The organism is Geobacillus sp. FSL K6-0789 (assembly GCF_038593135.1).
GTDB classification, from domain to species: Bacteria; Bacillota; Bacilli; order Bacillales; family Anoxybacillaceae; genus Geobacillus; species Geobacillus stearothermophilus.
In genome coordinates this window covers 370,567-395,540 of the sequence record NZ_CP151966.1, presented here as the reverse complement: position 1 = coordinate 395,540, position 24,974 = coordinate 370,567, and the positions used below count along the sequence as shown (strand labels likewise).

19 protein-coding genes, 2 pseudogenes and 2 CRISPR repeat arrays are annotated in these 24,974 nt (G+C 51.2%); of the genes and pseudogenes, 10 read left to right on the top strand and 11 right to left on the bottom strand.

The genetic code is table 11. The features are described from left to right. Positions 1–51: 51 nt before the first annotated feature. Positions 52–645 carry a hypothetical protein gene (locus NSQ51_RS01995; RefSeq protein ID WP_328207939.1) on the bottom strand — a complete coding sequence of 198 codons (594 nt, stop codon included), beginning with the start codon at positions 643–645 and terminating at the stop codon, positions 52–54. 452 nt (positions 646–1,097) lie between these two features. After that, positions 1,098–1,670 carry a winged helix-turn-helix domain-containing protein gene (locus NSQ51_RS01990; RefSeq protein ID WP_183085372.1) on the bottom strand — a complete coding sequence of 191 codons (573 nt, stop codon included), beginning with the start codon at positions 1,668–1,670 and terminating at the stop codon, positions 1,098–1,100. Between the two features lie 581 nt (positions 1,671–2,251). On the opposite strand from NSQ51_RS01990, the gene NSQ51_RS01985 reads away from it, so the two are divergent. After that, positions 2,252–3,970, top strand: a complete 1,719-nt coding sequence (locus tag NSQ51_RS01985) for a M56 family metallopeptidase (protein ID WP_049624128.1) — start codon at positions 2,252–2,254, stop codon at positions 3,968–3,970. Between the two features lie 432 nt (positions 3,971–4,402). Here the strand turns inward: NSQ51_RS01985 and NSQ51_RS01980 are convergent, their stop codons facing one another. The 3 genes and pseudogenes from NSQ51_RS01980 to NSQ51_RS01970 form a co-directional block, all read right to left on the bottom strand. After that, positions 4,403–5,608, bottom strand: a complete 1,206-nt coding sequence (locus NSQ51_RS01980; protein ID WP_033016954.1) for a trypsin-like peptidase domain-containing protein — start codon at positions 5,606–5,608, stop codon at positions 4,403–4,405. Further along, positions 5,589–5,774, bottom strand: a complete 186-nt coding sequence (locus NSQ51_RS01975; protein WP_121650147.1) for a hypothetical protein — start codon at positions 5,772–5,774, stop codon at positions 5,589–5,591. The genes NSQ51_RS01980 and NSQ51_RS01975 overlap by 20 nt, the downstream gene beginning before the upstream one ends. 23 nt (positions 5,775–5,797) lie before the next feature. Then, positions 5,798–6,235: pseudogene (locus NSQ51_RS01970) on the bottom strand (PepSY-associated TM helix domain-containing protein); the annotation flags it as partial. A gap of 167 nt (positions 6,236–6,402) precedes the next feature. On the opposite strand from NSQ51_RS01970, the gene NSQ51_RS01965 reads away from it, so the two are divergent. The 4 genes from NSQ51_RS01965 (at position 6,403) to NSQ51_RS01950 (ending at position 11,553) form a co-directional block, all read left to right on the top strand. Continuing rightward, positions 6,403–7,065, top strand: coding sequence for a response regulator transcription factor (locus tag NSQ51_RS01965; protein WP_033016949.1), 663 nt, complete (start codon positions 6,403–6,405; stop codon positions 7,063–7,065). After that, positions 7,055–8,428, top strand: a complete 1,374-nt coding sequence (locus NSQ51_RS01960; RefSeq protein ID WP_033016947.1) for an ATP-binding protein — start codon at positions 7,055–7,057, stop codon at positions 8,426–8,428. The genes NSQ51_RS01965 and NSQ51_RS01960 overlap by 11 nt, the downstream gene beginning before the upstream one ends. A gap of 170 nt (positions 8,429–8,598) precedes the next feature. Beyond that, positions 8,599–9,168 carry a TetR/AcrR family transcriptional regulator gene (locus NSQ51_RS01955; protein ID WP_033016946.1) on the top strand — a complete coding sequence of 190 codons (570 nt, stop codon included), beginning with the start codon at positions 8,599–8,601 and terminating at the stop codon, positions 9,166–9,168. Between the two features lie 75 nt (positions 9,169–9,243). Beyond that, positions 9,244–11,553, top strand: a complete 2,310-nt coding sequence (locus tag NSQ51_RS01950; RefSeq protein ID WP_049624125.1) for a YhgE/Pip domain-containing protein — start codon at positions 9,244–9,246, stop codon at positions 11,551–11,553. A gap of 197 nt (positions 11,554–11,750) precedes the next feature. On the opposite strand, the gene NSQ51_RS01945 is transcribed toward NSQ51_RS01950, so the two are convergent. Continuing rightward, positions 11,751–12,098 carry a hypothetical protein gene (locus NSQ51_RS01945; RefSeq protein WP_033016941.1) on the bottom strand — a complete coding sequence of 116 codons (348 nt, stop codon included), beginning with the start codon at positions 12,096–12,098 and terminating at the stop codon, positions 11,751–11,753. 273 nt (positions 12,099–12,371) lie between these two features. On the opposite strand from NSQ51_RS01945, the gene NSQ51_RS01940 reads away from it, so the two are divergent. The 4 genes from NSQ51_RS01940 to NSQ51_RS01925 all read left to right on the top strand — a co-directional run bounded on the left by NSQ51_RS01940 (position 12,372) and on the right by NSQ51_RS01925 (position 16,617). Beyond that, positions 12,372–13,652: an IS110 family transposase gene (locus tag NSQ51_RS01940; protein WP_327861284.1), complete on the top strand. Its 1,281-nt coding sequence runs from the start codon at positions 12,372–12,374 to the stop codon at positions 13,650–13,652. 396 nt (positions 13,653–14,048) lie between these two features. Next, positions 14,049–14,573: a hypothetical protein gene (locus tag NSQ51_RS01935; RefSeq protein ID WP_033016940.1), complete on the top strand. Its 525-nt coding sequence runs from the start codon at positions 14,049–14,051 to the stop codon at positions 14,571–14,573. Further along, entirely contained in the window at positions 14,533–15,186 is a 654-nt protein-coding gene (locus tag NSQ51_RS01930; protein ID WP_121650196.1) for a PspA/IM30 family protein, read from the top strand. Before NSQ51_RS01935 ends, NSQ51_RS01930 begins: the two co-directional genes overlap by 41 nt. A 198-nt stretch (positions 15,187–15,384) precedes the next feature. Further along, complete coding sequence (locus tag NSQ51_RS01925) at positions 15,385–16,617, top strand: MFS transporter (protein ID WP_049624121.1); 1,233 nt, start codon at positions 15,385–15,387, stop codon at positions 16,615–16,617. 60 nt (positions 16,618–16,677) lie between these two features. Here NSQ51_RS01925 and NSQ51_RS01920 read toward each other — a convergent pair whose 3' ends face one another. Beyond that, a complete protein-coding gene (locus tag NSQ51_RS01920; RefSeq protein ID WP_121650195.1) occupies positions 16,678–17,724 on the bottom strand; it encodes a P1 family peptidase in 1,047 nt (348 codons plus the stop codon). 208 nt (positions 17,725–17,932) lie between these two features. Between NSQ51_RS01920 and NSQ51_RS01915 the strand changes: the two genes are divergently transcribed. Then, on the top strand, positions 17,933–18,085 hold the full coding sequence (locus NSQ51_RS01915) for a hypothetical protein (protein WP_231107682.1): 153 nt from the start codon (positions 17,933–17,935) through the stop codon (positions 18,083–18,085). A 74-nt stretch (positions 18,086–18,159) separates the two neighbouring features. After that, positions 18,160–18,392: a CRISPR direct-repeat array (repeat unit 31 nt; unit sequence GGTTTCAATCCCTCATAGGTACGATAAAAAC). A gap of 406 nt (positions 18,393–18,798) precedes the next feature. Here NSQ51_RS01915 and NSQ51_RS01910 read toward each other — a convergent pair. From NSQ51_RS01910 to cmr6, 4 genes and pseudogenes are all read right to left on the bottom strand, one after another. Then, complete coding sequence (locus NSQ51_RS01910) at positions 18,799–20,079, bottom strand: IS110 family transposase (protein ID WP_033013870.1); 1,281 nt, start codon at positions 20,077–20,079, stop codon at positions 18,799–18,801. A 121-nt stretch (positions 20,080–20,200) separates the two neighbouring features. After that, a CRISPR array of direct repeats spans positions 20,201–21,827; the repeat unit is 30 nt; unit sequence GTTTCAATCCCTCATAGGTACGATAAAAAC. A gap of 545 nt (positions 21,828–22,372) precedes the next feature. After that, positions 22,373–23,257, bottom strand: coding sequence for an Rpn family recombination-promoting nuclease/putative transposase (locus NSQ51_RS01905; protein ID WP_020279792.1), 885 nt, complete (start codon positions 23,255–23,257; stop codon positions 22,373–22,375). A 209-nt stretch (positions 23,258–23,466) separates the two neighbouring features. Further along, a pseudogene (locus tag NSQ51_RS01900) lies at positions 23,467–23,703 on the bottom strand (IS701 family transposase); the annotation flags it as partial. Between the two features lie 119 nt (positions 23,704–23,822). Next, positions 23,823–24,965, bottom strand: coding sequence for a type III-B CRISPR module RAMP protein Cmr6 (gene cmr6, locus NSQ51_RS01895; protein ID WP_049624457.1), 1,143 nt, complete (start codon positions 24,963–24,965; stop codon positions 23,823–23,825). Positions 24,966–24,974: the final 9 nt, after the last annotated feature.

Sequence of the window (24,974 nt, the reverse complement as noted above, 5' to 3'; positions counted from 1 at the left end):
TCCAATCAACATCCATAACGGCATGCTCGGACCTATCGTTATCCCCTACTCCTATTGTATTTCATCCATCACCTGAAATGTCTGCAAGTTGTGCTTTTGCTTCGGCACGGTAAACTTGGCGGCAAGTTGGCCTGTACGAAGATGGAAAATGTTCATTTCTCCAGCATGGTCCGCCTTGTTCCCCTCCTGCGGCTCAAACAATGCATACACATAGTCGCCGTAAAACCGCGCTTCCCAGTATACCGACGGCAGCTCATGCTTCTCCATCACCTTAAACTGATCATTCAGCGCAAGCCATCCTGACTTTCCCCTTTGGACATAGCTCACCCACAGCGTGTCTCCCTTCACGTAAAGCTGATCGAACTGCGTCTCTTCTTGCCCCATGCCCCAATAGGCCACTCGCCATGAATGCGGATCCACGATGGTGAGGCGAGGTTTCGTGGCGATGACAAGGCGGCCGTGAAAGACCGCCATGGAGCGCGCGAAGGACGTAGGCAACGAAATTTCCTTCACTACGGAACCGCGCTGATCCAACACATACAATACACCGTGCTCCTGTTCCATCACATCAGCAAACACATAGAAATGCGGCCCTGCGCGCAAAACTTGAAGAATGTAAGGAGGGAACCGCTTCGAAAATAGCAATTTTCCCCCTTTCCGGACTTCTATATACATGCAACATGAAGAGTTAACTTCTCAGTCATCCTGCACACCCTAAGCGTTGCAGCACTTCCTGCGGACGTTCGTGGATGTCGTCCGCAAACCGAGCAATGGCCTGGACGATATCGTTTCGATGTTTGTGAAACACATTGGCGATCACGGTGTCTTTCAGCCATTTCCACAAGCTGAATGCGGGCGTTATCCAACACCAAGACGATGAGATGGTCTGGATAGCGCTCTTTGAGCATTCTCAAGAAATTCAAGAACGTCGCGGCATTGGCGCGGCAGTCGTTTGATGAAGCACCGTTTCGCCATCGTGGATGTTGACCGCGCCAAACCGCGATACGTGGGCATGATGGCCGAACGTCGGCACTTGTTTTTGGCGGCCGACTTCTGACCATGTGGACCGCAAGACATGGTAAGAGCGGATATGGGTTTCATCGATGTACAGAAGAACGGCATCTTCTGTCTCCTTGGTGATCAAGTTTTTTGATCAGATCCATTTGCTTTTCCAATTGCTTTTGCTCATCCGGGTTCCCTTTCGCCAGTGTGTACGTCGGTCGTGTCCACGACAGCCCTTTGCGGTGCAGGAGTTTTCGCAGCGCTTCGCGGGAAATGGAAACACCGAATTGCTTTGCGACATAGGATTGCAGGAGTTTGGTGTTCCACGCCGAGGCGACGTCCCAGCCCAGTTCGGCGGGAGTGGTGGTCAACACAAGCTGTTTGATCTTTTCCTGCTGTTCTTCGGTGAGAAACGGCTCTCGCCCGGGGGCGAAATCCCGATGAAGCAGGAGTTCAAGGCCGCCTTCGTTGAACAGTGAGACATAATGGGACGCCGTTTGTCGGCACACGTTGACCATGGAGGCCGCTTCTTTGCCCGAATAGCCTTCCATGACGAGGCGAACGGCCATCACCCGTTGGCGAAGAAAGGTGTTTTTGATTTTCCGTTCCTGTTTGCGAAGTGTCCGAGGTGTCCATCCGTGATCGTTGGTGATTTTGAGACGTTTCATGCAGAATTCTGCTCCTTTTCCATACTTTTCCTTAGGGACAGTATAACCGGAGTGGGCACCGCTTATGCGAAAGTTAACTTTTCAATGAGCATGTATATACAATGAATGGTCAAAACATCAGCAACAATCTGCTGATCCATTCATGCAACGAACATACCAGGACACTGACCGCTCGCTTTCGTAAGCGTAAATCACGAATCATGCGGAAGACAACAACATGAGTCATACAAAAACGGGTCTCTTAATCATACGGTTCCTCTCCTACATGAATGATCGTTATCCGTTACATGTGAGGAAAATATTGTAGGTCATATTCATGTTCCCCAACAAGCGCAGTGGAGTGAAAAAAGAAAAAGATATACAAAACGAACCTGTCCCTGCTATAATGTCAATTGAAAAAAGAACCAATATTGGAGAAAAACGTTCATGAACGTTCAACAACATGCCATTGTCAACCACCTACATGTAGAATGGACGAATTTCGTTACCAATGGGTGTTAGTGGATTTACTTAAGTGATAAGTGATAAATAATGACTAGGGGTTTTCTTGCACTTTTTCAACTAGACAGGGGGAGCAACAGATGCCAGATGTGACTATATCGATTTGGACTGCTGCAGTCGGCTTTTTTCTCGGTTTCTTGGCATACTTTTTTAAAAAATGGTGTCTTTCTTTATATGTACATATCCTCACTGCGATACTCGGAATCGGATGGATCGTCTATGTGTTCTTAGATCAAGGGTTTATAAAAACGGTGCCCATTTTTTTTATATTTGGATTTAGCTTTTTTAGCTCTCCGGTACCGGAAAGAAGCAAAACCCAATTGAAAGAGATCATCGATCAACTAAAAGAACAAGGTGCGAGAGAAATAGTCTTGTCTAAAAATAAAGAGCGCCTATTAGCGGATTTGTTATTTTCCGGATTTTTCATCGTCATTGCTGTTCTTTATTTCCTTTTCGGGCCGAATTCCGCGATTACGTTCATCCTTTTATATAGCTTCATCTCTCTTTTTGTTGGGCTGACAAAAAGAGTGGGACTGCTTCGCTCTCTCCGCCTTTTTTACGCAGAACACGAAGAAGCATTATATGCTGTATCTTTGTTTGAAACCAAAAAATATCCATTGAAGGAACTTTCAGAAGTAAGCGTTCAGACAAGGCCGGATGTGTTGCAACTATTCCAGCTTTTTTCTTTGTTCTCTCCTAATATGGACTATACGACCAGCATGGGGAAAACGTGGAAGTTATCTTTTTCCGGTGAAAAAGTTTATCTCACCCCTGATCCATTAGAATCGATGGATTTTCTCCTTAAAGGAGAAATACATAAAATGGAAGAGTTCGAAGTAAAGCCTTTTTATCATCCGAAAAATTGGAAACGACTTTTAGGAAAATGGTATTTTGCAGCAACGGTGAAAGGGGTGGGAGCTTATGCAGCCCTTCTCACACTGTTTACTTTGCTGGGGATCGGGCCGATCGCAACAACCGCTGTTATTATACTATTTTGGATATTCAATCTATGGATTTCGGATCGCGTATTGAAAATCGCTTTAGATATGAGGAAAATAGACGATCCCGATTTGCTGCCCATCATCGAGAAAGTCTTTTCACGTGCCGGCCTTTCTCATGTTGATATTTATGTTACGGAATCGGCCGAATATAACGGTTTTGCGATAGGTGCGAATATTGGTCGATCATTGGTAGCGTTAACTTCAGAAACGCTGAAACTTCCCCATGAAGCCATTGAAGGCATTTTGGCTCATGAGGCGATTCATGTGAAAAAGCGAGATGTCTTGATAGGACAGTTATTGCGATTTGCGTTGATTGGGTTAGTTTTTGCTGGTGTTTTCCTTATCCATGAAGCCTTTCCAAATTGGCTAGAACATAATCAAATCTTTGTTTTTCTCGGCCTATGGCTCTTGATTTTTCTGCTTCCTGCTTTCCAATCTCTATTCACACAGTGGATGGAAGTCCGGGCAGATCATTTAGGAGCAACGCTGTTGGACGGTGGGAATGCTCAAATGGCTAACAGTTTGACGATCCTGTGTGAATATCAAGATCGAGCATTGGAAAAGTCTGTAGGATACCACATTGATTTTAAAAACGAGCAAGAAGCAAATAAAAAGGACAAAAAAATCTCTTCCTTAGAAAGAGATTCTTGGTTTTTTAGATTTTTGGAATTCCAGTTTATGCCCCATCCGCCCATGTATTGGCGTGTTCATGCGCTTCAAACAACAGAAACCGAATGGAGCATCAGGAAAATCAAATTATGGTGGTGCAGCCGCTTCCGAGAGTCGTTGCCCAATTGAAACCGTAGGTGAGCAAACTTACTCATCTCCATGGACAACTGAGATCCCTTCGTGAGACTTCGCTGTTGTACATATGAGGCACGAACGTCCTTGTGGCTCGTAGTAGGCACGCCTATTCTAGCCAAGGAATTCGGTCCTTGTGACAACAGCAAACGAAGCCCTTCCTCCAACATCATTCCGAGCGAAGTGATGATTCGGATCATGGGGCCCCCTGTATTGCGGGCGCACCCACTCTCGGACATGCAACGGCTGCACGTCGTCCTGCCAGCTCTCGCAATATGAGCAGACTCGATACAAAAAGTGCTGACGACACGGAATCAACGTACAGCCGTCTCATTTCGCTTTATACTCCAGCATCATGAGCAAGCGCCGCACACGAAAATGAACATCGCCCCTTCCCCGCCGATTCGCTGGAAAAGAGGCGATGTCTTCTTATGACTGTCTGCTGTCTCTCGATTTTAAGGTGACGGATACGGTCGTCTCAAACCCGTCGCGATAGATCGTCAGTTTGATGCGATCACCGACCGCTGTTTTCGTGTACAAATAGTTGCGCAACGCGCTGACGCTGTCGATTTTCTCCCCGTTGATCGCCGTGATGACGTCTTTCGATTTCAATCCGGCCTCGGCGGCTGGGGAGAACGGTTCGACGGACGTGACGGCCGCCCCGCTTGTGATGTTCGACGGCAATTTCAATTCATTCGTGCGGACATCATCGGACAAATCCGCCACATCGACAAGCTGGACGCCAAGGTACGGGCGTTTGATTTTCCCGTCTTTCATGAGCTGTTGGACGATCGGTTTGACGTTTTCGCTCGGGATCGCAAAGCCGAGCCCTTCGACGCCCGTTTCGGCGATTTTCATGCTGTTGATGCCGATCACTTGCCCCGCGCTGTTGATGAGCGCCCCACCGCTGTTGCCCGGGTTGATCGCGGCGTCCGTTTGGATGACGTCAATTTCCCAATCGCCCGCTGAGGTCGAAACAGGCATCGTCCGCTTGCCGCTGACGATCCCTTCCGTCACCGTCCGCGACAAATCAAGGCCGAGCGGGTTGCCGATTGCCGCGACAGGCTCGCCGATTTTCACCTTCGACGAGTCGCCGAAGCTCGCCACTTTCGTCACCCCTTCAACGGGGATTTTCAAGACGGCAAGGTCGGTGAGTGCATCCGCGCCGACGATGTCGGCTTTCACTTTTTTGCCGTTCGGAAGCGCCACTTCGACTTTGTTTGCCCCTTCAATGACATGGTTGTTCGTCACAATGTAGGCCGCATTGCCTTCTTTTTTAAAGATGACGCCCGACCCCGTCCCCGCTTCCGTATCTTGCGCTTGTTCGGAGAAAAAGTCGACTTGTTTTTGAATGTTGACGACGCCGACGACCGCATCGGCCACTTTATTAATGGCAGCGATCATGTTCGTGTTGACGTTCGCCGTCGGCTGCAGCGGCAGCGCCTCGCTTTTTGCGGTCGTTTCCGCTGTTTCCGTTTGGGAATTCGTTTCTTCATGCATCCATTTCGGCGCCACATACCACGTCGCCGCGCTCCCAATCACCGCCCCTGCGACGGAAGCGGCGAGCCACGATACGAAGCGGCCGCGGCGTTTCGGTTCTGGCGTTGGGGTTGGTTCAAATGGCATCATGTCCATTTGTCCTCTCCTCCTTCATGATCCATGATGGAATATGCAGCATCTTCGAGCGAATGGCCGCCAAGCAGTGAAATGGCGGGCGAAATACGACGATGCCACCGACATCGATCGGCCTTGCATAAAGAGAAGACCAGCGTCGCTGTTTCTTCCGGTTGTTCCGATGCATCGTTTCATCCCTTCCTGCATACGTTATGTTGTCTCCGGCGCTGGCGTCATCCGCTTCTGCTTCCGCCTCCGTCCCGCTGCGAGCGTGCGGATCGACAGGAAAATCCCCGTCGCGGTCAAAATGATCATCGCCACCGCCGCGACATCAACCGCCCAGCGGATGTCAAGCGAACCGATTCTCCCTTCGTGCAGCTGGCGGACGAACATCATGAGCGACGATCCGCCTCCCTCGGCGCGCGGTGCCATCGGGGCCGTAGATGCCCCCGCTCCCGACGTCTGCCCCGCCCCGAACGCGTTCATTCTTTCCTGCGCGGCGCGGTGCATCTCGCCGCGCTCCGCCTGACCGATCAGCCACGGCTCGGATAGAAGGAGCCCCGTCACCGCCTCAACAAGCAAAAAGATCGAACTGATCAGCCCAATCCAAAGATGCAAATTCCTCATTTTCCTCATCGCCGTTTGCCTCCTTTTCCTCTTCGTCCATCATGATAGCCAAGGAAGGTGAAAAAATGGTGAAAATTCTTTTTGAGAGAACAGCCTTCTGCGCGGCGAATGGGCTGCGTTTTCACCGTTTTTTCACGAACGATTTGATATGATTAAGAAGGAAGAGAGACAGAACGGGAGGAATGGCGATGAAAATTTTGCTGGCCGAGGACGATCTTCACCTAGGGGAGCTGATCGTTCACTTATTGAAAAAGAAAGGGATCGACCATATCGATTGGGTGCAGGAAGGGGAAGATGCGTACGACTACGCGCTCGCCGAGTTTTACGATGTCGTCGTGCTCGATTGGATGCTTCCAAACGGCGATGGGGTGGACATTTGTCGACGGTTGAGGCAAAACGGCTACACAGGCGCGATTTTGATGCTGACGGCGAAAGACGCCGTCCACGACCGCGTCACCGGGCTTGAGGCGGGAGCGGACGATTACTTGGTCAAACCGTTTGAAATCGACGAGCTCGTCGCGCGGCTCAAGGCGCTCGCACGGCGCACGTTCGTCCCGCTCCAAGAGGAAAAAGTGGCGTTTCACGGCTTCACCTTAAACCGGACAAGCCATACGCTCCATCGCGGCGATGAAGAGATTTTCCTCACTCCACGCGAGTTTCAGCTTCTCGATTTGCTCGTGCAAAACCAAGGGCAAGTCGTGCCGCGCGAAACGATATTGGACCGCGTTTGGGGGTGGGATGCCGATGTGTCAATGAAAACGATCGACGCGACAATCAAGCTATTGCGCAAAAAGTTGAAAGACGATGTCATCCAAACCGTTCGAGGAGTGGGGTATAAAATTGAAAAATAACTGGAGGGAATGGCGCGGCTGGCTGCGCCGCCTAGGAAGCGCCGACTTGTTCCGCCGCGCCCATTGGCGGCTGACAGCGCTCTACAGCGGCATTTTCACGTTGTTTCTCGCCTTGTTTGTCATGATCGCCGCGGCCTTGTTTTACTGGATTGCTACCTCTGACCAAGAGCGGCGCATCAGCCGCCTCGCCGAGCAAGAGGCGAATACGATCGAGCAGTTTTTACTGAAGCAGAGCGATTTTGACTTGTTTCATGACGAAAGCGTCGTCCTGCTTAGTGAAGATCAACTTTTCTTTTACGTAATCGGCCCAAACGGCGATCTGCTTGCTGGGGATGAAATTCATCCGCGCCTGCGCCCGTATTTTTTGAACGTCTTGTCCCGTATGGACACAGGCGAGCGCACCCCTGTATATGTGACCGTGTCGCTGCCCGAGCATATGCCTGGCCTCGCGCGCGAAGCGGCCCGCGACTGGCGCGTGCTCGCCGCCGCCCGTCCGCTCGTCATCCACGGCGATTTCGTGGGCATGCTGTATATCGGCATGGACGTCACGTCGTTTTTCGGCGTGTTCCATTGGCTGCTCATTGTGCTCATCGGCTTATCGGTGCTGTTTCTTGCCGTCGGCGTGGCGCTCAGCTTCTTTATGTCCAAGCGCGCGCTCGCACCGATTGAAGAAGCGTACGAGCGGCAGCGCCAGTTCGTCGCCGACGCCTCTCATGAGCTGCGGACGCCGCTCAGCGTCGTCTTCTCGTCCGTCGAGGCGCTTGCGCTTGAGGAGGATGTGATGAAAAACGACTTTGCCCACCGCCTGCTCGACCGCCTGCGTGACGAATTGAAGCGAATCACGAAACTGATGAACGACTTGTTGACGCTCGCCCGCGCGGATGCGAAACACGCCGCGCTGGAGCTTTCAAAACAAACGTTCGATTTCCGCCCGCACGCCGAGCGCACGTTCCAGCTCATGTCGGAACTGGCGGCGAAAAAACAGATTACAATGCATTTTCACGCTCCCGAGCAAGCGCTCGTCACCGCTGACCCGGACAAATTGACGCAGCTATTGTACATTTTGCTCGACAACGCGATCAAATACACCCCCGAAGGCGGCGAGGTGACGCTGTCGATCCGCACCGAGCCAAAGCACGTGTTCCTTTCCGTCAAAGACACCGGCATCGGCATCCCGCCGGAAGACATCGGCCGCATTTTCGACCGCTTTTACCGCGTCGACAAAGCGCGCTCGCGCCAACAAGGCGGCCACGGCCTCGGGCTGTCGATCGCCAAATGGATCGTCGACGCCCACGGCGGCGCGATCCACGTCCATAGTCAAATCGGGGAAGGAACCGAATTTCTTGTTCGTCTTCCTTGCTAAATCCGGGGGACAAAACAGCAAGGCCAAGGCTTCCTTCCCCCAACAGAACGCGCCGTCGAGTGAGAAAAATGAAACATAAATATTGCTGTTGCGAATCGAACGTATTCATGTTATGATTTAAAACGTGATGACCAAATCGTCCATTTAGTCAAAACAAAGGATGAATGCCCATGTCGGATAAAAAACAACAAATTATTGATGCCGCCACCAAATCATTTTCGCTGTTCGGCTACAAAGCAACGACAATGGATCAAGTAGCGAAGATGGCTAATGTCGGGAAAGGAACGATTTATACATTTTTCAAAAGCAAAGAAGAGCTGCTTGACCATATCGTTTCCTCTGTTATATCCGAAATTAAGCATGAAGCGGATGCGGCTATGGATGATCGTTTGTCGTTCAGCGAAAACGTCCAACGCGCCTTGCAACGTATTTTTACGTTCCGCCAGGAACATGAATTAACCATCAAACTTTTGCAGGAAGTTCGCGATATTGGCACCGCAGCTGTACGAGAGGTGATGAAACGCCTTGATCGCGAAATGATTGCCTATATTCGCGAAAAAATTGAAGAAGCGATGGCAAAAGGGGAAATTCGCCCTTGCGATCCTGAGTTGACGGCATTTTTCATGTTTAAAATGTACATCGCACTAAGCATTGAATGGGAAAAAGAGCACGAACCATTGTCTCAACAAACCATTGCCGAACTGTTTGATCTGTATTTGCTGAAAGGATTGTCTCCATGATAATCCTTCACTTTTTGGGCTAAAAATGACTAAATGGACGAATCAGTCATAATTATACACAAAGGAGGTTCGGGCATGCACGCATTTCAATTATGGTTGAAAGAATGGAAGGCCATTCTGACCAACCGCAAAGTACTGATTCCTGTCATAGCTGTATTATTCATCCCTCTTCTATACAGCGGCATGTTTCTATGGGCATTTTGGGATCCATACAATCATTTGGATGAACTTCCCGTCGCTGTAGTCAACCAAGACAAAGGGGCAATGCTCGACGGAAAGGAGATTCATCTTGGAAAAGATCTCGTCGAGAAGTTAAAAGAGAACAAACAGTTTGACTGGCATTTTGTAACCGAACATGAAGGGGAAAAAGGGTTAAAAGAACAAAAATATTATATGCTCATTCAAATCCCTGACGATTTTTCCCGGAATGCGACAACGCTGCAAGACGATCATCCGAAAAAACTGGAGCTCATTTACAAACCGAATGAGGGATTTAACTTTCTATCGGCACAAATCGGTCAAACTGCAGTTGAAAAAATAAAAAACGAAGTAGCGAACGCCATAACAGAAACATATGCCGAAAGCATGTTTGATACGATTCAAACCGTCGCTGACGGATTGACAAAAGCGAGCGACGGAGCCGCACGACTGCATGACGGACTCAGCCAAGCACAAAACGGAACAAACCGACTGTATGATGGCATGAAAAAAGCACAAGACGGAAGTGAAACGTTATATCACCATTTAGCGACACTCGCGGAAAAATCCGTGAGCTTTACTGACGGACTGCACCAAGCTGCCAGTGGCTCATTGCAAGTTCAAACCGGAATCGAAACGCTTTACAACGGGATGAAACAAATGACCGCTGGGCAAGAGAAACTCCTCTCCGGAGCCAAGCAGGCTCAACAAGGAACAGCGAATCTTGCTTCAGGGACAAGACGCGTATATGAGGGAATGCAAGCGCTCGACGCCCGCATTCCGCAGCTTTTACAAGGATCTGAAAAATTGAGCGATGGAGCGGCAAAGCTCACAGCTTCACTGGCTCAGTGGCAGGAAGGAGCCGCAAAAGTTCAAACAGGAGCAGCACAAGTCGCAAACGGTCTTGAGCAGTTGGACACACAGTTGGATGCGCTCATCAAGGCAACTCCCCAAGAGCAACAGAGAGCCGTATACGAACAATTAAAACAAAAGATCATGCAGCTATCATCAGGAAGCCAACAAGTCAAAAACGGCCTTGCAGAGTTAAATAGCGGCGCCCAATCGTTGCACTCTGGAGCCTCTTCTTTGCACGAAGGAGCCCGACGGCTGCACGAAGGGCATATCGCTCTCGATCGCGGAGTCGACAAACTGCTTGCCGGTCAACAACAACTTGTCAATGGCGCAGACGCACTGGCGAATGGCCAAGAACAACTCGTCAGCGGCATGAACACAATGTATGAAAAAATGCAAGAAGCTGCACAAGGAGCAAGCCAGCTTGCCCATGGCAGTGGAACACTTTCTTCAGGCCTGCAAACATTGGCTCAAGGAGCAGATCGGCTTCAAGATGGCACGCGTCGGTTGGCAAACGGTTCACAACAAGTAGCGGATGGAACGAAGAAATTAACGAACGGGACAAAACATTTGCAAGATGGTGTCAACCAACTGACAGACGGCTCAAAAGAATTGGCGAATAAGTTGAAAGAAGGAGCCGAACGAGCAAGCGATGTCAAGGCCAATGAGGCTGTCTACGACATGTTTGCCCAACCAGTGAATCTCCACAAGGAAGAAATCAATAAAGTGCCGAACTACGGAACAGGGTTTACGCCGTACTTCTTGTCACTCGGATTGTTTGTGGGTGCGCTGTTGCTTTCCATCGTCTTTCCGCTTCGCGAACCAGCAGGGGTTCCACGTTCGCCATTGCATTGGTTTTTGGCTAAATTCGGCGTCTTGCTCGGCGTTGGGATTTTGCAAGCACTGCTGGCGGATGTCGTGTTGCTGGTTGGACTCGATTTACACGTAAAAAGCGTCCCGCTCTTTATCGTGTTTAGCATTGTCACTAGCATCACATTTTTATCTGTCATTCAATTTCTTGTTACCGTGTTCGGCGATCCAGGAAGATTTATCGCGATTTTCGTGCTGATTTTGCAATTGACAACAAGCGCGGGAACATTCCCGCTCGAACTGATTCCACACTCGTTGCAACACTTTAACGCATGGCTTCCGATGACGTATTCGGTTTTCGGATTGAAAGCGGTCATCTCAAGCGGTGATTTCTCGTTTATGTGGGAAAACATCGGCAAGCTGCTACTATTTGTTGTTTCCATGATGATGGGAACACTCGTTTATTTGACTATCCAACATCGCCGCCAATTTGCAACAGTCATCGAACAAGCTTCTGAAGCGTAATGCTTCAGAAGCTTGTTTTTTTCTATCGACCCTTGCCATCGTTATCATTCTTTCATGATTTCTCTCTGATGCAAGGGACAATGATGGAGAACAGTTTTTCATGTTCTTCCTCACATTTCAACTAATAATTCTTGAACGGTGAGACAGGCGTTATGAGCCGCTTCAGCGTTTTTTCGCAAACGGAACGTCGCCCTGCTTCAGGCGATGCAACAGGTGGAGGGCGTGGAGAATGCCAAATATATCAACGCATTCACAACCGCGTTGATATACTGCATAACCAAGTCTCCGACATCTCGGATTTCGATGGGAAACAGGCGGATGATGAGGACAGACACCGCGATGATGAGGAACGAACCGATCAGAGTACCGCCGAACCGCGCCTGCGGATGCCATCGAATTCTCGATAGGCCGACGATCAACGAACCGATGGCAACCCCCAAAAACGAGCCGTACGCATAATATCCAACATAAAACGTCGGAAACAAAAAGGAAAACCACAACACCAACAAAGCGCCGCCCACATCAACCCCATACGACCGAACCACGTCTTTCCTTCCTCCCCCGTCATGTCATGCGAACATCACCGTTCATCTCGCGGCTCCCCCCTAATGGATGATATGCTCAAAACCCCTTCAAAAAACATTCGCTTTTCACCTAATTTTCTCCTTCCCCTTCTACAATACAAACCGTAAGCCAGTCCACCACACAAAAGGAGCATTCCCGTTAGGAGCTTTTCCGGGGACTTGATCAAAAAAAGCCCTCTTGGTATGATGCAGGGGTGTCAAACACATCACTCACCATACCAAGGAGGACTTCAGATGAATTGTACACAAAACTATAAAATTGATCAAGTCACCGAACAAACGCTTGTCGTGGGCATCGATATCGCGAAACGAACCCACTACGCCTGCTTCGTGGATGACCGGGGGCGTGTGCTTCGCAAATCGTTCCCGATCTTCCAGTCGAAAGAGGGCTTTCGCCAGCTGTATGAAGCGATTCAGGAGGCGATGCAAGCGTTCGGGAAGTCAGAGGTGATCGTCGCGGTGGAGCCGACCGGGCACTACTGGTTGAACCTGGCCTACTTCCTCGAGGAGCACGGGATCCCGTTGGTCATGGTCAACCCGGCGCATGTGTGCCGGTCGAAAGAACTCGATGACAACCTGCCGACGAAACATGACGCCAAAGATGCCCTAGTCATCGCCAGACTGGCGAAAGACGGACGATTCCTCGTCCCCCGGCTGCTGCACGAGATCGAAGCCGATTTGCGCGTCGGGAGCACGCTCAAAGAGAAGCTCCGCAAGGAACAGACGGCGGTGAAAAACGCGATCGTCCGCTGGACCGACCGATATTTTCCGGAGTTTTGGACGGTGTTTCGCGACCTGGGGAAAACGGCGCTTTCGGTGCTGGAGTGGACGCCGCTTCCGGCCGATATGGCCGGCCGATCCGCCGAGGAGCTCATCGAGGTGTACCGGCAAAGCGAAGGGCTGAAATGCCCGCAGAAGGCCAAAATTCAGGCGTTGATCAACGCCGCGAAGGACTCCATTGGGGTGACGGAAGGGACGACGATGGCCCGGTTTGAGATCGCCGCGCTCGTCCGCCGATACCGCCAATTGGAGGCTGAGATCGCCGCGTTGGACGCCGAGTTGAAGGCATTGGTTCAAACGACGATGGAGTATCAATGGCTGAAAACGGTCGACGGGTTGGGAGACGCCACGATTATCGATCTTCTGGCGGAGATCGGCAGCTTCGCCCACTATCGGGACCCGCGTCAATTGGTGAAGTTGGCGGGCCTGACGCTCAAGGAGAACTCCTCCGGCCAGCGCAAAGGGCAAAAGCACATCTCCAAACGGGGACGGAAACGGCTGCGATCGGTGCTGTTTCGGGCGATGATTCCGCTGATTCGGCATAACGAGGCGTTTCGCGAGCTGCATGAGTATTATACGACCCGATCCGTCAATCCGCTGACCGGAAAGCAGTCCATCGTCGCCTTGTGCCGGAAGCTGTTGAATGTGCTGTTTGCGATTTGTACGAAGAAACAAGCGTTTGACGCGGAGCGAATGAAACAGGACGTCTTGTCCCAGGTGCAACGGGCGGCCTAAGGCCTCCCCCTGCGAACGGAAGAATCGTTGGACAACGAGATGACACCGGAGAAGCTGGCGTGATTTTATCCATTCGACCTTGAGTCCCCAAAGGAGCTTGGCCGGCCTCCGCCTGATGACGAGACCGAACGAGGGAATGTTGGCGCGAAGACGCCCGGAGACATGGGAGGGTTCGTCCTCATCAGCGACGCGGAGATCCAAAGGGTGCATCGAATACGCTTCCCCCCATGGCAGGAAAATATAACCAGCCGTGGCCGCGAAGCGCACCCTAGGTCTGTAAGATATCCACAAAACTGAAAAAGGATGTAAGAGATTTTGTCGAAAAATATTTTTTGGACACCCCTGAGGGGCCGAAAAGCCTTGATAAATCAACATTTCTAGAGGGAGGTGACGAGATTGAAGAAAGCTCGGGCAGTTTTTCTGCTCGCCCTTGTTGCCCTTGCAGGGGTCAGCCTGTTTCACATTCTCACTCCGCATGAAGTGATGGCGCACGGGCGGCCGGGCGCTCCGTTTGACGGCATGCCGGGCGGATTCGGTCATCCCCATCGGGAGTTCATCATGGAGCAGCGTGGAGGCTGGATGATGCCGATGTTGTTCCTAAAGTGGCTCATCCCTCTTTTGCTTGCCGCTGCCGGGGCCGTATGGCTCGCCGCGGCGCGGTCGAAGCGCTGGATCGGCTGGGTGCTCGTCACGCTCGGAATTGCGGCGTTGCTGCCGAAATGGGTGTTGCTTTTGCTTGCACTGGCCGCGGTGTACGCCTTGGGACGTCGCCAAGCGCGCAAACCATCTGCTGTTGAGGTGTTGATGCCAGCGGCGCCATTCGTTTCCACCGATTGGCTTGATGAATGGAAAAAAACGATTCAAAAGGAGGCACAAACAAATGGGCATTTTTCGCCGAATGAAGACGATCGTTCTCGCTGAAGTGAACGAACAAATCGACCGCTGGGAAGACCCTGTCGCCATGACGAAACAATATTTGCGCGAACTTGAAGAACAGCTCGAACGAGGGCGCCAGGCGCTCGCCCAGCAATGGGTCGCCGAGCAGCGCTATGAGACGCTCATCGCCCAAGCGGAGGCGACGATTGAAAAACGGAGCCGCCAAGCGAAACTGGCGCTCGAGCGCAACGAAGAAGCCGTCGCCAAACTCGCCTTGCGCGACAAGCTGTTGTATGAGAAAAAACTGGAGGCGTACAAACAACAATACGACGCCATCAAAGCGAAAACAGCCGAAGTCGCCAACCGTCTAAACCAACTGCGCGAGCGGTACGACGAGCTCGCAGCTAAGCAGCTGGAGCTCGCTACCCGCGTTAACGCCGCGCAAGCGTTGAAGCAAATCGACTCGGCGCTCGCCTCCTTTTCCGCCGACGAGGCGCTGCGCGGCTTTGTCCGCATAGAAGAGCGCGTCATCGCCTTAGAAGCCGAAGCGGCAGCCGCCCGATTCGGAACGAACGTCGTGTTGTCCCCTGTGCCATTTGATGAAGAAGTCGAACGTGAGTTAGCCAAGTGGAAAGAAGCCCAAGCCAATAACGCCTAATCTCCTCCCCCTTTGACATAGATGACCCCCTTGCCGGGCAGGCAAGGGGGATGGTGTTTGTTCAGGGAAATGACACCGCTCCCCACCGTCGCACGGCCTGACTCTCGCTTTCCCCGTTCGGAAGCAAAATCGTTTCCTTTGTTTTCCCATCGTGGTAAAATCATTATAGAAACGAAATAATATAGGAGATGACCTCCTATGAACTGGAAGCGAAGCGTCCGCGTTCTTTGGCTGTGCAATTTCATGGTGTCGGCGGGAATGACGATGGTCATTCCGTTTTTGTCGCTGCTGTTGTGGGAAATGGGCATCACCGAGCACCATTCGTTGAGCGTCTGGACCGGTCTTGTCTTTTCGGCGACGTTTTTGTCGGCGGCCATCATGGCGCCGATTTGGGGCATGTTCGCCGACAAGTACGGCCAGCGCGCCAACCTCATCCGCGCGGGGATCGGCATGGGCTTGATCACCGGATGCATGGCGTTCGCCGCCTCACCGATGGCGCTGCTTGCTCTCCGATTTCTTGTCGGCTTTTTCTCTGGATTTATCACTGTCTCGTTTTCATACTTGGCCCGCGTTGTGCCGAGAGACCATAGCGGCGAGGCTCTCGGGACGCTGCAGACGGGAAGCATCGCCGGCAACATCATCGGACCTCTCATCGGCGGCGCCTTATCCGACCTGTTCGGCTTCCGCCCGGTGTTTCTCGTGACCGGGCTTTGCATTTTACTGACGCTCTTACCGGTCATTTTTTGGCTCGAAAAAGATCCCGTCGTGCCGCAGACAAAAGAAAACAAGGCCAGCTTCAAAGAAGTATTCAGACACCGGCCGCTCATCGTCTTATTTATCGCCACGTTTCTCGTGCAAATTGCGGTTCTTGGCGTCAACTCGATGATGACGATTTTTGTCCAGTCGCTCGTCGGCCATTCTCGCAATCTCGCCTTTCTATCCGGCCTCGCCTCGTCGATCACCGGCATCGCGACGATCATCGGCGCACCGTACTTAGGGAAACTCGGCGACCGGATCGGGCAGGAGAAAACATTACCGATACTGCTTGTGCTGTCCGGCTTGTTCGCCTTGCCGCAAGTATGGACGGACCATCTTTATGAATTGTACGTCTGGCGCTTCTTGCAAGGGCTTGTCGTCGGCGGGGTATGGCCTGCCCTTCAAGCGCTGATCAACGCGCAATGCCCGCGCCGCATCCAAGGCCGCGTGTTCGGCGTCACAGCCAGCTCCCGCTTTCTCGGCAACCTCGCTGGTCCGACGGCAGCGGGAGCCATCGCAGGATTCGCATCCATTTCGGCCATTTTCGCCTTGTCAGGGCTGCTCCTCATCGCCACAGGGGCTTTGGTCGGATCCACCACCCACGACCGCGCATGGCGTGAAGACATGAAAGAAAAAATCGCCGCCTGGGCGCACCGCCTTCACATCCGCCACTGACAGCGCGGCCAAGATCATAAATAAACGACCTGAGAGGAATCCCTTTCAGGCCGTTTTCGATCATTCTCCCATCCGTCGAAGCAGCGAATACGGAATCGCCTCCCCCACCCGCCCGTTGCGCCCGGCCGTCGTCTCGGCCATCGTAAGCGAATTCCAAATCGCTTCCTCGGTCGCCTCAATCGCCGCCTGGAACAGCTCATTCATGAGCGGCGCGTCATCACGGACGAGCGGAGGGAACGGTTGAAGAGCAGAATCCGAAAAATGGGGAATGGTATAAGCATTGGAAAACGCAATGACAATGTCGCCGCTCCCGTGATGGACGCAGCTTCCCGTCCGCCCGAGCCCCACCGCCGCCCGCTTCGCCAGCCGCTTCAACTGCCGCGCATCAAGCGGCGCATCGGTCGCGACGATCATCATAATCGAACCAGGCGGCACATCCCGTTCATCAAACGACGGCGGCACATACGGCACGAACCGCAACTCCTCACGCCGGCCGAAATTGCTCACGACCAGCGCCCCGACCGTATATCCCCTACTCACGACCCGCGACGAGCTGCCAACGCCCCCTTTCCAGCCGAAGCACATCATACCCGTCCCCGCGCCGATCGCCCCTTCTTCCATCTCCACCCGCGCCGCGGCAATCGCCTCTTTCGCATGCTCCTTCGTCACCGAAAGCGCCCGCGCCGTATTCAAATAGCTGTCATTGCATTCCCCGACGACAATGTTGACCGACCCGGTCGTATCTCCGATCTCCGGCGTCATCGCAAGCATATACTCAAGCGTCCCTTGCCAGACAGCGCCGACACTGAACGTATTGGTCAGCATAATCGGCGACTCGATCAACCCAAGTTCCTCGACCTGCACCAACCCGACCGTTTTCCCAAAACCGTTCAAAACAAAACAAGCCGCGGGCACCTTCTCCAAAAACCAGTTGCCCCCATGCGGCAACACCGCCGTCACCCCAGTGCGGATCACTGTCCGCTCATTCATATCTTCCCGAATCGTCACATGACCGACCCGCACCCCAGGCACATCGGTGACTTGATTGCGCTCCCCTGTCGGAAGCGTGCCGATGGAAAAACCGAGATCGCGAAGCTTGCGGCGCATCCATCCCACCCCTGTCGCTTTTCTCCGCCTTCTTTCAAACCGTCCAACGCCAACGCAGCATGTCCGCCGACACGACGGTGAACGAGAAAGAAGCGTGATTGTTCCCATGTCAAGTATATCGCATCGGACTGAGGAAATGCAGCAGCGGCAAAGAAAGGCAGTGAACAACCATGCCTGGTGGATCAATGGGGCCATACAAAAAAAGCAGATGCCAAAACGTTCTCCATGTGCGAAACAAAAAAGCGGCTTCCTGCAAAGCAAGCGGCGCAAGAATGAGCAGCCGAAGCAAAACGAAGCGGTCGATCGGGGAAGTGCAGCCATCCGGTTTCTTCAAACGGAAGACGTTCATACGATGGCGTGACATTGAAGAGGGTTTCGCCTCTTATAGGCGCGACAAAAACTGGGCGGAAACGCGTGGAGAAAGCGGCCGACTCCGGTTTCAATCCCTCGTAGGTACGATAAAAACGGTTTTCTTGCAAAGCCGCTACCCACTCCGCAGGTGGTTTCAATCCCTCATAGGTACGATAAAAACCGTACGAGCGCGGTAAGTGGCATAGTCGCAACAATCGAGGTTTCAATCCCTCATAGGTACGATAAAAACGGAAAAAGCTACTCCTCAATTCACGGTTCTCACTTATGTTTCAATCCCTCATAGGTACGATAAAAACATGCCTTTCATCATTATTCCTCCCTCTAGAAATGTTGATTTATCAAGGCTTTTCGGCCCCTCAGGGGTGTCCAAAAAATATTTTTCGACAAAATCCCTTACATCCTTTTTCAGTTTTGTGGATATCTTACAGACCTAGGGTGCGCTTCGCGGCCACGGATGGGTATATTTTCCTTCCGTGGGGAGAAGCGTATTCGATGCACCCTTTGGATCTCCGCGTCGCTGATGAGGACGAACCCTCCCATGTCTCCGGGCGTCTTCGCGCCAACATTCCCTCGTTCGGTCTCGTCATCAGGCGGAGGCCGGCCAAGCTCCTTTGGGGACTCAAGGTCGAATGGATAAAATCACGCCAGCTTCTCCGGTGTCATCTCGTTGTCCAACGATTCTTCCGTTCGCAGGGGGAGGCCTTAGGCCGCCCGTTGCACCTGGGACAAGACGTCCTGTTTCATTCGCTCCGCGTCAAACGCTTGTTTCTTCGTACAAATCGCAAACAGCACATTCAACAGCTTCCGGCACAAGGCGACGATGGACTGCTTTCCGGTCAGCGGATTGACGGATCGGGTCGTATAATACTCATGCAGCTCGCGAAACGCCTCGTTATGCCGAATCAGCGGAATCATCGCCCGAAACAGCACCGATCGCAGCCGTTTCCGTCCCCGTTTGGAGATGTGCTTTTGCCCTTTGCGCTGGCCGGAGGAGTTCTCCTTGAGCGTCAGGCCCGCCAACTTCACCAATTGACGCGGGTCCCGATAGTGGGCGAAGCTGCCGATCTCCGCCAGCAGATCGATGATCGTGGCGTCTCCCAACCCGTCGACCGTTTTCAACCATTGGTACTCCATCGTCGTTTGAACCAATGCCTTCAACTCGGCGTCCAGTGCAGCGATCTCCGCCTCCAATTGGCGGTATCGGCGGACGAGCGCGGCGATCTCAAACCGGGCCATCGCTGTCCCTTCCGTCACCCCAATCGAGTCCTTCGCGGTGTTGATCAACGCCTGAATTTTGGCCTTCTGCGGGCATTTCATCCCTTTGCTTTGCCGGTACACCTCGATGAGCTCCTCGGCGGTCCGACCGGCCATATCAGCCGGAAGCGGCGTCCACTCCAACACCGAAAGCGCCGTTTTCCCCAAGTCACGAAACACGGTCCAAAACTCTGGAAAATACCGATCCGTCCAGCGGACGATCGCGTTTTTCACCGCCGTCTGTTCCTTGCGGAGCTTCTCTTTGAGCGTGCTTCCCACGCGCAAATCGGCTTCGATCTCGTGCAGCAGCCGGGGAACGAGGAATCGTCCGTCTTTTGCCAGTCTGGCAATGACCAGGGCGTCTTTGGCGTCGTGTTTCGTCGGCAGGTTGTCATCAAGTTCTTTCGACCGGCACACATGCGCCGGGTTGACCATGACCAACGGGATCCCGTGCTCCTCGAGGAAGTAGGCCAGGTTCAACCAGTAGTGCCCGGTCGGCTCCACCGCGACGATCACCTCTGACTTCCCAAACGCTTGCATCGCCTCCTGAATCGCTTTATACAGCTGCTGAAACCCCTCTTTCGACTGGAAGATCGGGAACGACTTGCGAAGCACGCGCCCCCGGTCATCCACGAAGCAGGCGTAGTGGGTTCGTTTCGCGATATCGATGCCCACGACAAGCGTTTGTTCCGTAACTTGATCAATTTTATAGTTTTGTGTACAATTCATCTGAAGTCCTCCTTGGCATGATGGTAGGTATTGTTTGACACCCCTGCATCATACCAAGAGGGCTTTTTTTGATCAAGTCCCCGGAAAAGCTCCTAACGGGAATGCTCCTTTAGCTTCATTAGTTTCAATCCCTCATAGGTACGATAAAAACGCCTGCAAGCTGACCTTGTCGCGGGAATTATGAACGGTTTCAATCCCTCATAGGTACGATAAAAACCCTCTAAAGATGTATCAGCGTACCGATCGAGGCATCGTTTCAATCCCTCATAGGTACGATAAAAACGGAAATAACAGACCAAGCAACATTGCTCGAGCGTATGTTTCAATCCCTCATAGGTACGATAAAAACGGAAATTTTGCAATCGCTGCATCATCACCATCATGGGTTTCAATCCCTCATAGGTACGATAAAAACGAACGCAAAGGCGTTGCTTTTTCCTTACGATCATTGGGGTTTCAATCCCTCATAGGTACGATAAAAACTTGTACGCATAAATGAACATCGTCACTTTGAAAAGAGAGTTTCAATCCCTCATAGGTACGATAAAAACATCATGATGAATCAAATTCAAATGGTAACAAAAATGCGTTTCAATCCCTCATAGGTACGATAAAAACCTTCCAGATCCTCTCTTACTCTTTCCTGCTCTTCTTGTTTCAATCCCTCATAGGTACGATAAAAACTTCGGGAAGTATATGGAGAACCGAAATTGTGATTCTACCGTTTCAATCCCTCATAGGTACGATAAAAACTAAAGCCAATACATCTCGGGGCGATATTGAAACTTGTTTCAATCCCTCATAGGTACGATAAAAACTTCGTGAATCCAGCGGGACAGTGGTTGTCATGCTGGAGTTTCAATCCCTCATAGGTACGATAAAAACGCGCCGCAATCTCTGACGACTTCTTCGAGATTGTTGAGGAGTTTCAATCCCTCATAGGTACGATAAAAACACGAAAAATTAATCACAAAGGAGAGTGTTCAATTATGCGGTTTCAATCCCTCATAGGTACGATAAAAACAAAAGTAGTTGACATCTAGATAAAATTGTAGTACTAGTTTCAATCCCTCATAGGTACGATAAAAACTCGGTCTGCAATCTTTTGCTGAATATTCAACAAGTGGGTTTCAATCCCTCATAGGTACGATAAAAACAGGAAAAACGCTAACATTATCCCGCTACTCGTCGGGGTTTCAATCCCTCATAGGTACGATAAAAACGTCTGGGCATTCAAAACGAACAGCGATGCGAAATGTGGGTTTCAATCCCTCATAGGTACGATAAAAACGACATCGTGGCCATTGTCACTGAAATGGGCGATGAGTTTCAATCCCTCATAGGTACGATAAAAACGCGGAAAGGCAAGCTCATCGTCCAGCATTTTCTATAGTTTCAATCCCTCATAGGTACGATAAAAACGATTTCTATTGTAGTTTCGACGTCGACGTACTCGTGTTTCAATCCCTCATAGGTACGATAAAAACCCTCGTCGTGAAACGAAAATGATTCAATTTGAGCTGTTTCAATCCCTCATAGGTACGATAAAAACAAAAGTTTCTGCGTGAAAACTTGGAGATTGGCGTGAGTTTCAATCCCTCATAGGTACGATAAAAACCCTTTCGGCCTGTCAATTTTTGGGACATCTATTTTGTTTCAATCCCTCATAGGTACGATAAAAACAAGGATATTTCCGATCGTTTTCTCCGGCATGTTGTGTTTCAATCCCTCATAGGTACGATAAAAACCCCAAAAAGGCTTGTTCCATCAAGCTTTTCGGTTTGGAGCTATTTTCAGCATAGCACGTTTCAAAAATTCTGTCAATGACTTTCAATCGTGATGGCTGTAGGCTTGGAGCGTCAAAAACCATTGTCGTCGATCCCCCGGGTTTTTTGCATGATTGGAGGTCGACGACAATGCAAAGGCGGGTTGACTTCTTCGGCTGTTCGATCTTTTCCGCCGGCAGCCCGGTCAGTTCGTGGATCGTGTCGATATCCTACCCTTTCATCAACATTTCCTTCGCGATGTCGGGTTTCCCTTCCTCGATCCTTTTTGGCGTCCTTGTTCAATCCCATGCTTCATTCCCTGCTTGATCCTTGTCCGATTTCGCCGAAACTGCTCTCGTTTGATTGACGCTCCGAAGGCTTCACTTCCCATGCAACTCACGGTACCAGTCGCTATGCAGGATATCTCGAAAGATTGATACTGTCGTTTCGATCTCTGTCAAGTTCAATTCCACAATCATCACATCGAAATACCCTCGTTAGATGGCCACCTCTTGTGTTTGATTTCCCTACTCTCTAAGCAATCCCCGAACATCTTCCTCTGAAAGATCCACCAACCGAGCAATGTCTTCCACCGTCATTCCTTTGCGTGCCATGTTACGAATCAGCTGTTTCATTCCTTGTTTCATTCCCTGTTTCATTCCTTGTTTGATGCCTTCTTCCAACCCTTGTTTCCTTCCCTTTTGCTCATAGGAAATGATCAGCTCCAACACGTTCTCTTTTTCTTTCGTTTCCATCGCCCTCACCTCTCTTTGGAGTTGTTGCTCTTCCTCCTCCGACAACTTCACATACGTTTCAAAAAAACCCAAGAGCAGCCGCTGCCTCGCTTCATCCAGCTCCAATCGCACCAACATGCGCAAAAACTCTTTTTTCAACTCGACTTTCTCACTTTCAGTATACCCCATTTTGCCAAGGAGGGCAGCCGCGATCGGATTGTCATGCCGGATGTAGTCCCGCCAATGTTTCTTGCGCAACTCCACCGGGAAAAAGCGGAACTGCAGCACCTCGCCAAAGGGAAACTCGATCGAAAACACGGACGGCTCCTCGCGGAGGGCATCATGGCTGAAGACGGCGATCGGAACGATGCGGGTGCGGTATTTTTCAAACAGACGGCTGAAATAGACAAACATGCGCTCTGGAAACGATGGCTGCACGTAGCTTTGATTCTCCACATGAACGATGATCAGCCCATCTTCTCCTTTCAGCTTCGTCTCGACCAACAGATCGACGCGGTACTTTTCTCCTGCGGTCACATCCGTGAACAGCTCTTCGGACAAAAAGGACAAATGGCGGAAATCGATATGCTCGTGGATGTCGGGGAAAAAGAGAAGGAGAAACTCTTCGAAGAACGTTTGGATCAGTTCTTTGAACAGCCGGTCATGGTCAATGGCCATTCCATCCCCCCTCTTTGAACATGTTCAACATATCGATTCGCGGGCAAGAGGCAAAAATCCTGCATGGAAGATAGAAAAAATGGAGAGCTAGGATGTACATCAGCACATTGTGTCAGAATCCTGCCTTCAAATTAGTAGATGTGCATTTTTAAGAGAGGCAAACAAGGGGCCCCTTAGTCGGCATGAGGCTGGTTTTTGATTGCATCATCGAGAACGGTCAACGTTCCGGAAAATCCCTTGGTGATCAAGGCGGCGACGAGACGAACGTGATGCTTCAAAACCGAAAAGGTGAACCCCAATGTTATGAAAAACTTGTGATCTCCTTGATAACGTGCTTATCCATTCATGAGACATGAACCTGTAGGAATGGTTGGCACATTGATTCTAACCAAGGAGTCCGGTTCATGTCTCCTTTTTTGTTTGGTTGCAAATTTATTACAGTTCATTTGCTCATCTAGAGAAATGATCTATCCATAAAAGAAAACAGGTTCTATTGAAGTTCGAAATCTTGTCGTCGATCCCCCGGATTTGGACACAATGGGGGTCGACGACAACTGGGATGGTGTCATTCGTCATTTAGCAGCTGTTGAAGCTTGTCAATTTTTTGCTTTTGTTTTTTGCTGATGCCTTTTCCCCATTCGCCGATGCGTTGCCAATACGCCTGCAAGGCAAGGGCGGCTTGTTTGTTTCGCTGCTCAAGGACTTGCTGGTACAGCACGTCTTTGCTTCGCTGCTTATCCGCTTCGCTGTCGGCGAGCCGTTCAATTTCGGCCACCAACCGTTCTTCGGGGGAGAGAAGAGCCAGCCTTGCTCGTTCTTCTTCCTCGCGTCTCTTTCGCTCCACCATTTCCTGCTCGATTTTTCGACGCTCAAGACGGGCGCTCTCTTTTTGCACCATTGGGAGGAATTCGGTTTCCGTCACGTCGTCCACTTCAGAAAATCGACCGTAGCCTGACGATGTTTTCGAACCGATCCCCCATTCCATCAACGCCTGTTTTGTGTATAACGATGCTGCCTCCAACAAACGGGCGGTTTTTTCATCGTCTCGAAAGCCATAGGCCGTTAAATAAATGTCTGCCTCTGCAGCCATGACCGTCCAAAACGAAACGGGAACAGGTTTTTGATTATCTGTCGCAGCGTTTTTTCCCTCATAATACTCCTTCATATGTACAGCGAGCACATCCTTTTCCAACCGCAATCCATCGATGAGAAAGATGTCGTAAAACTGCACCTGTCCTTTATTGCCTTGCGTCCCAAAAATCGCGCGTCCGTCTTCATGCTCGCCGAGCCGTTTCTCGTCCCCTTCGCAATACGCCTCGATAAACCAATGGCGCACAAGGCCTTTCAGACTGGAGGCAGGAATGTAAGGAAGACCGTACACGGGGTGGATCGTCAATGACGTCTCGCGAACATGCCCCGCGCCCAGTCCGTGGACAATTCGGCCAGAGAGGCGGGCTTTCAGCTTCTTGACTCCCCCTGTTTGCGCCCATTCCACCATGGCCTGTTCTCGCTGCGCCCGCAGCTGCTCGCCAACCTCTTTCAGCTCTGGGAGAATCGGGGCGGATTTCAACTGTTTCGAAGGTTCCCACACTTTTTTACGGTCATTCCACCGATGCTCAATAAAATAATGGAGATGGTACGCCAAATGCCCGATCGATTTATTGGCCTTTTGCACGACTTCTAGGGTGTCCTTTGGATGAAAAAGCATGCCCTCCCC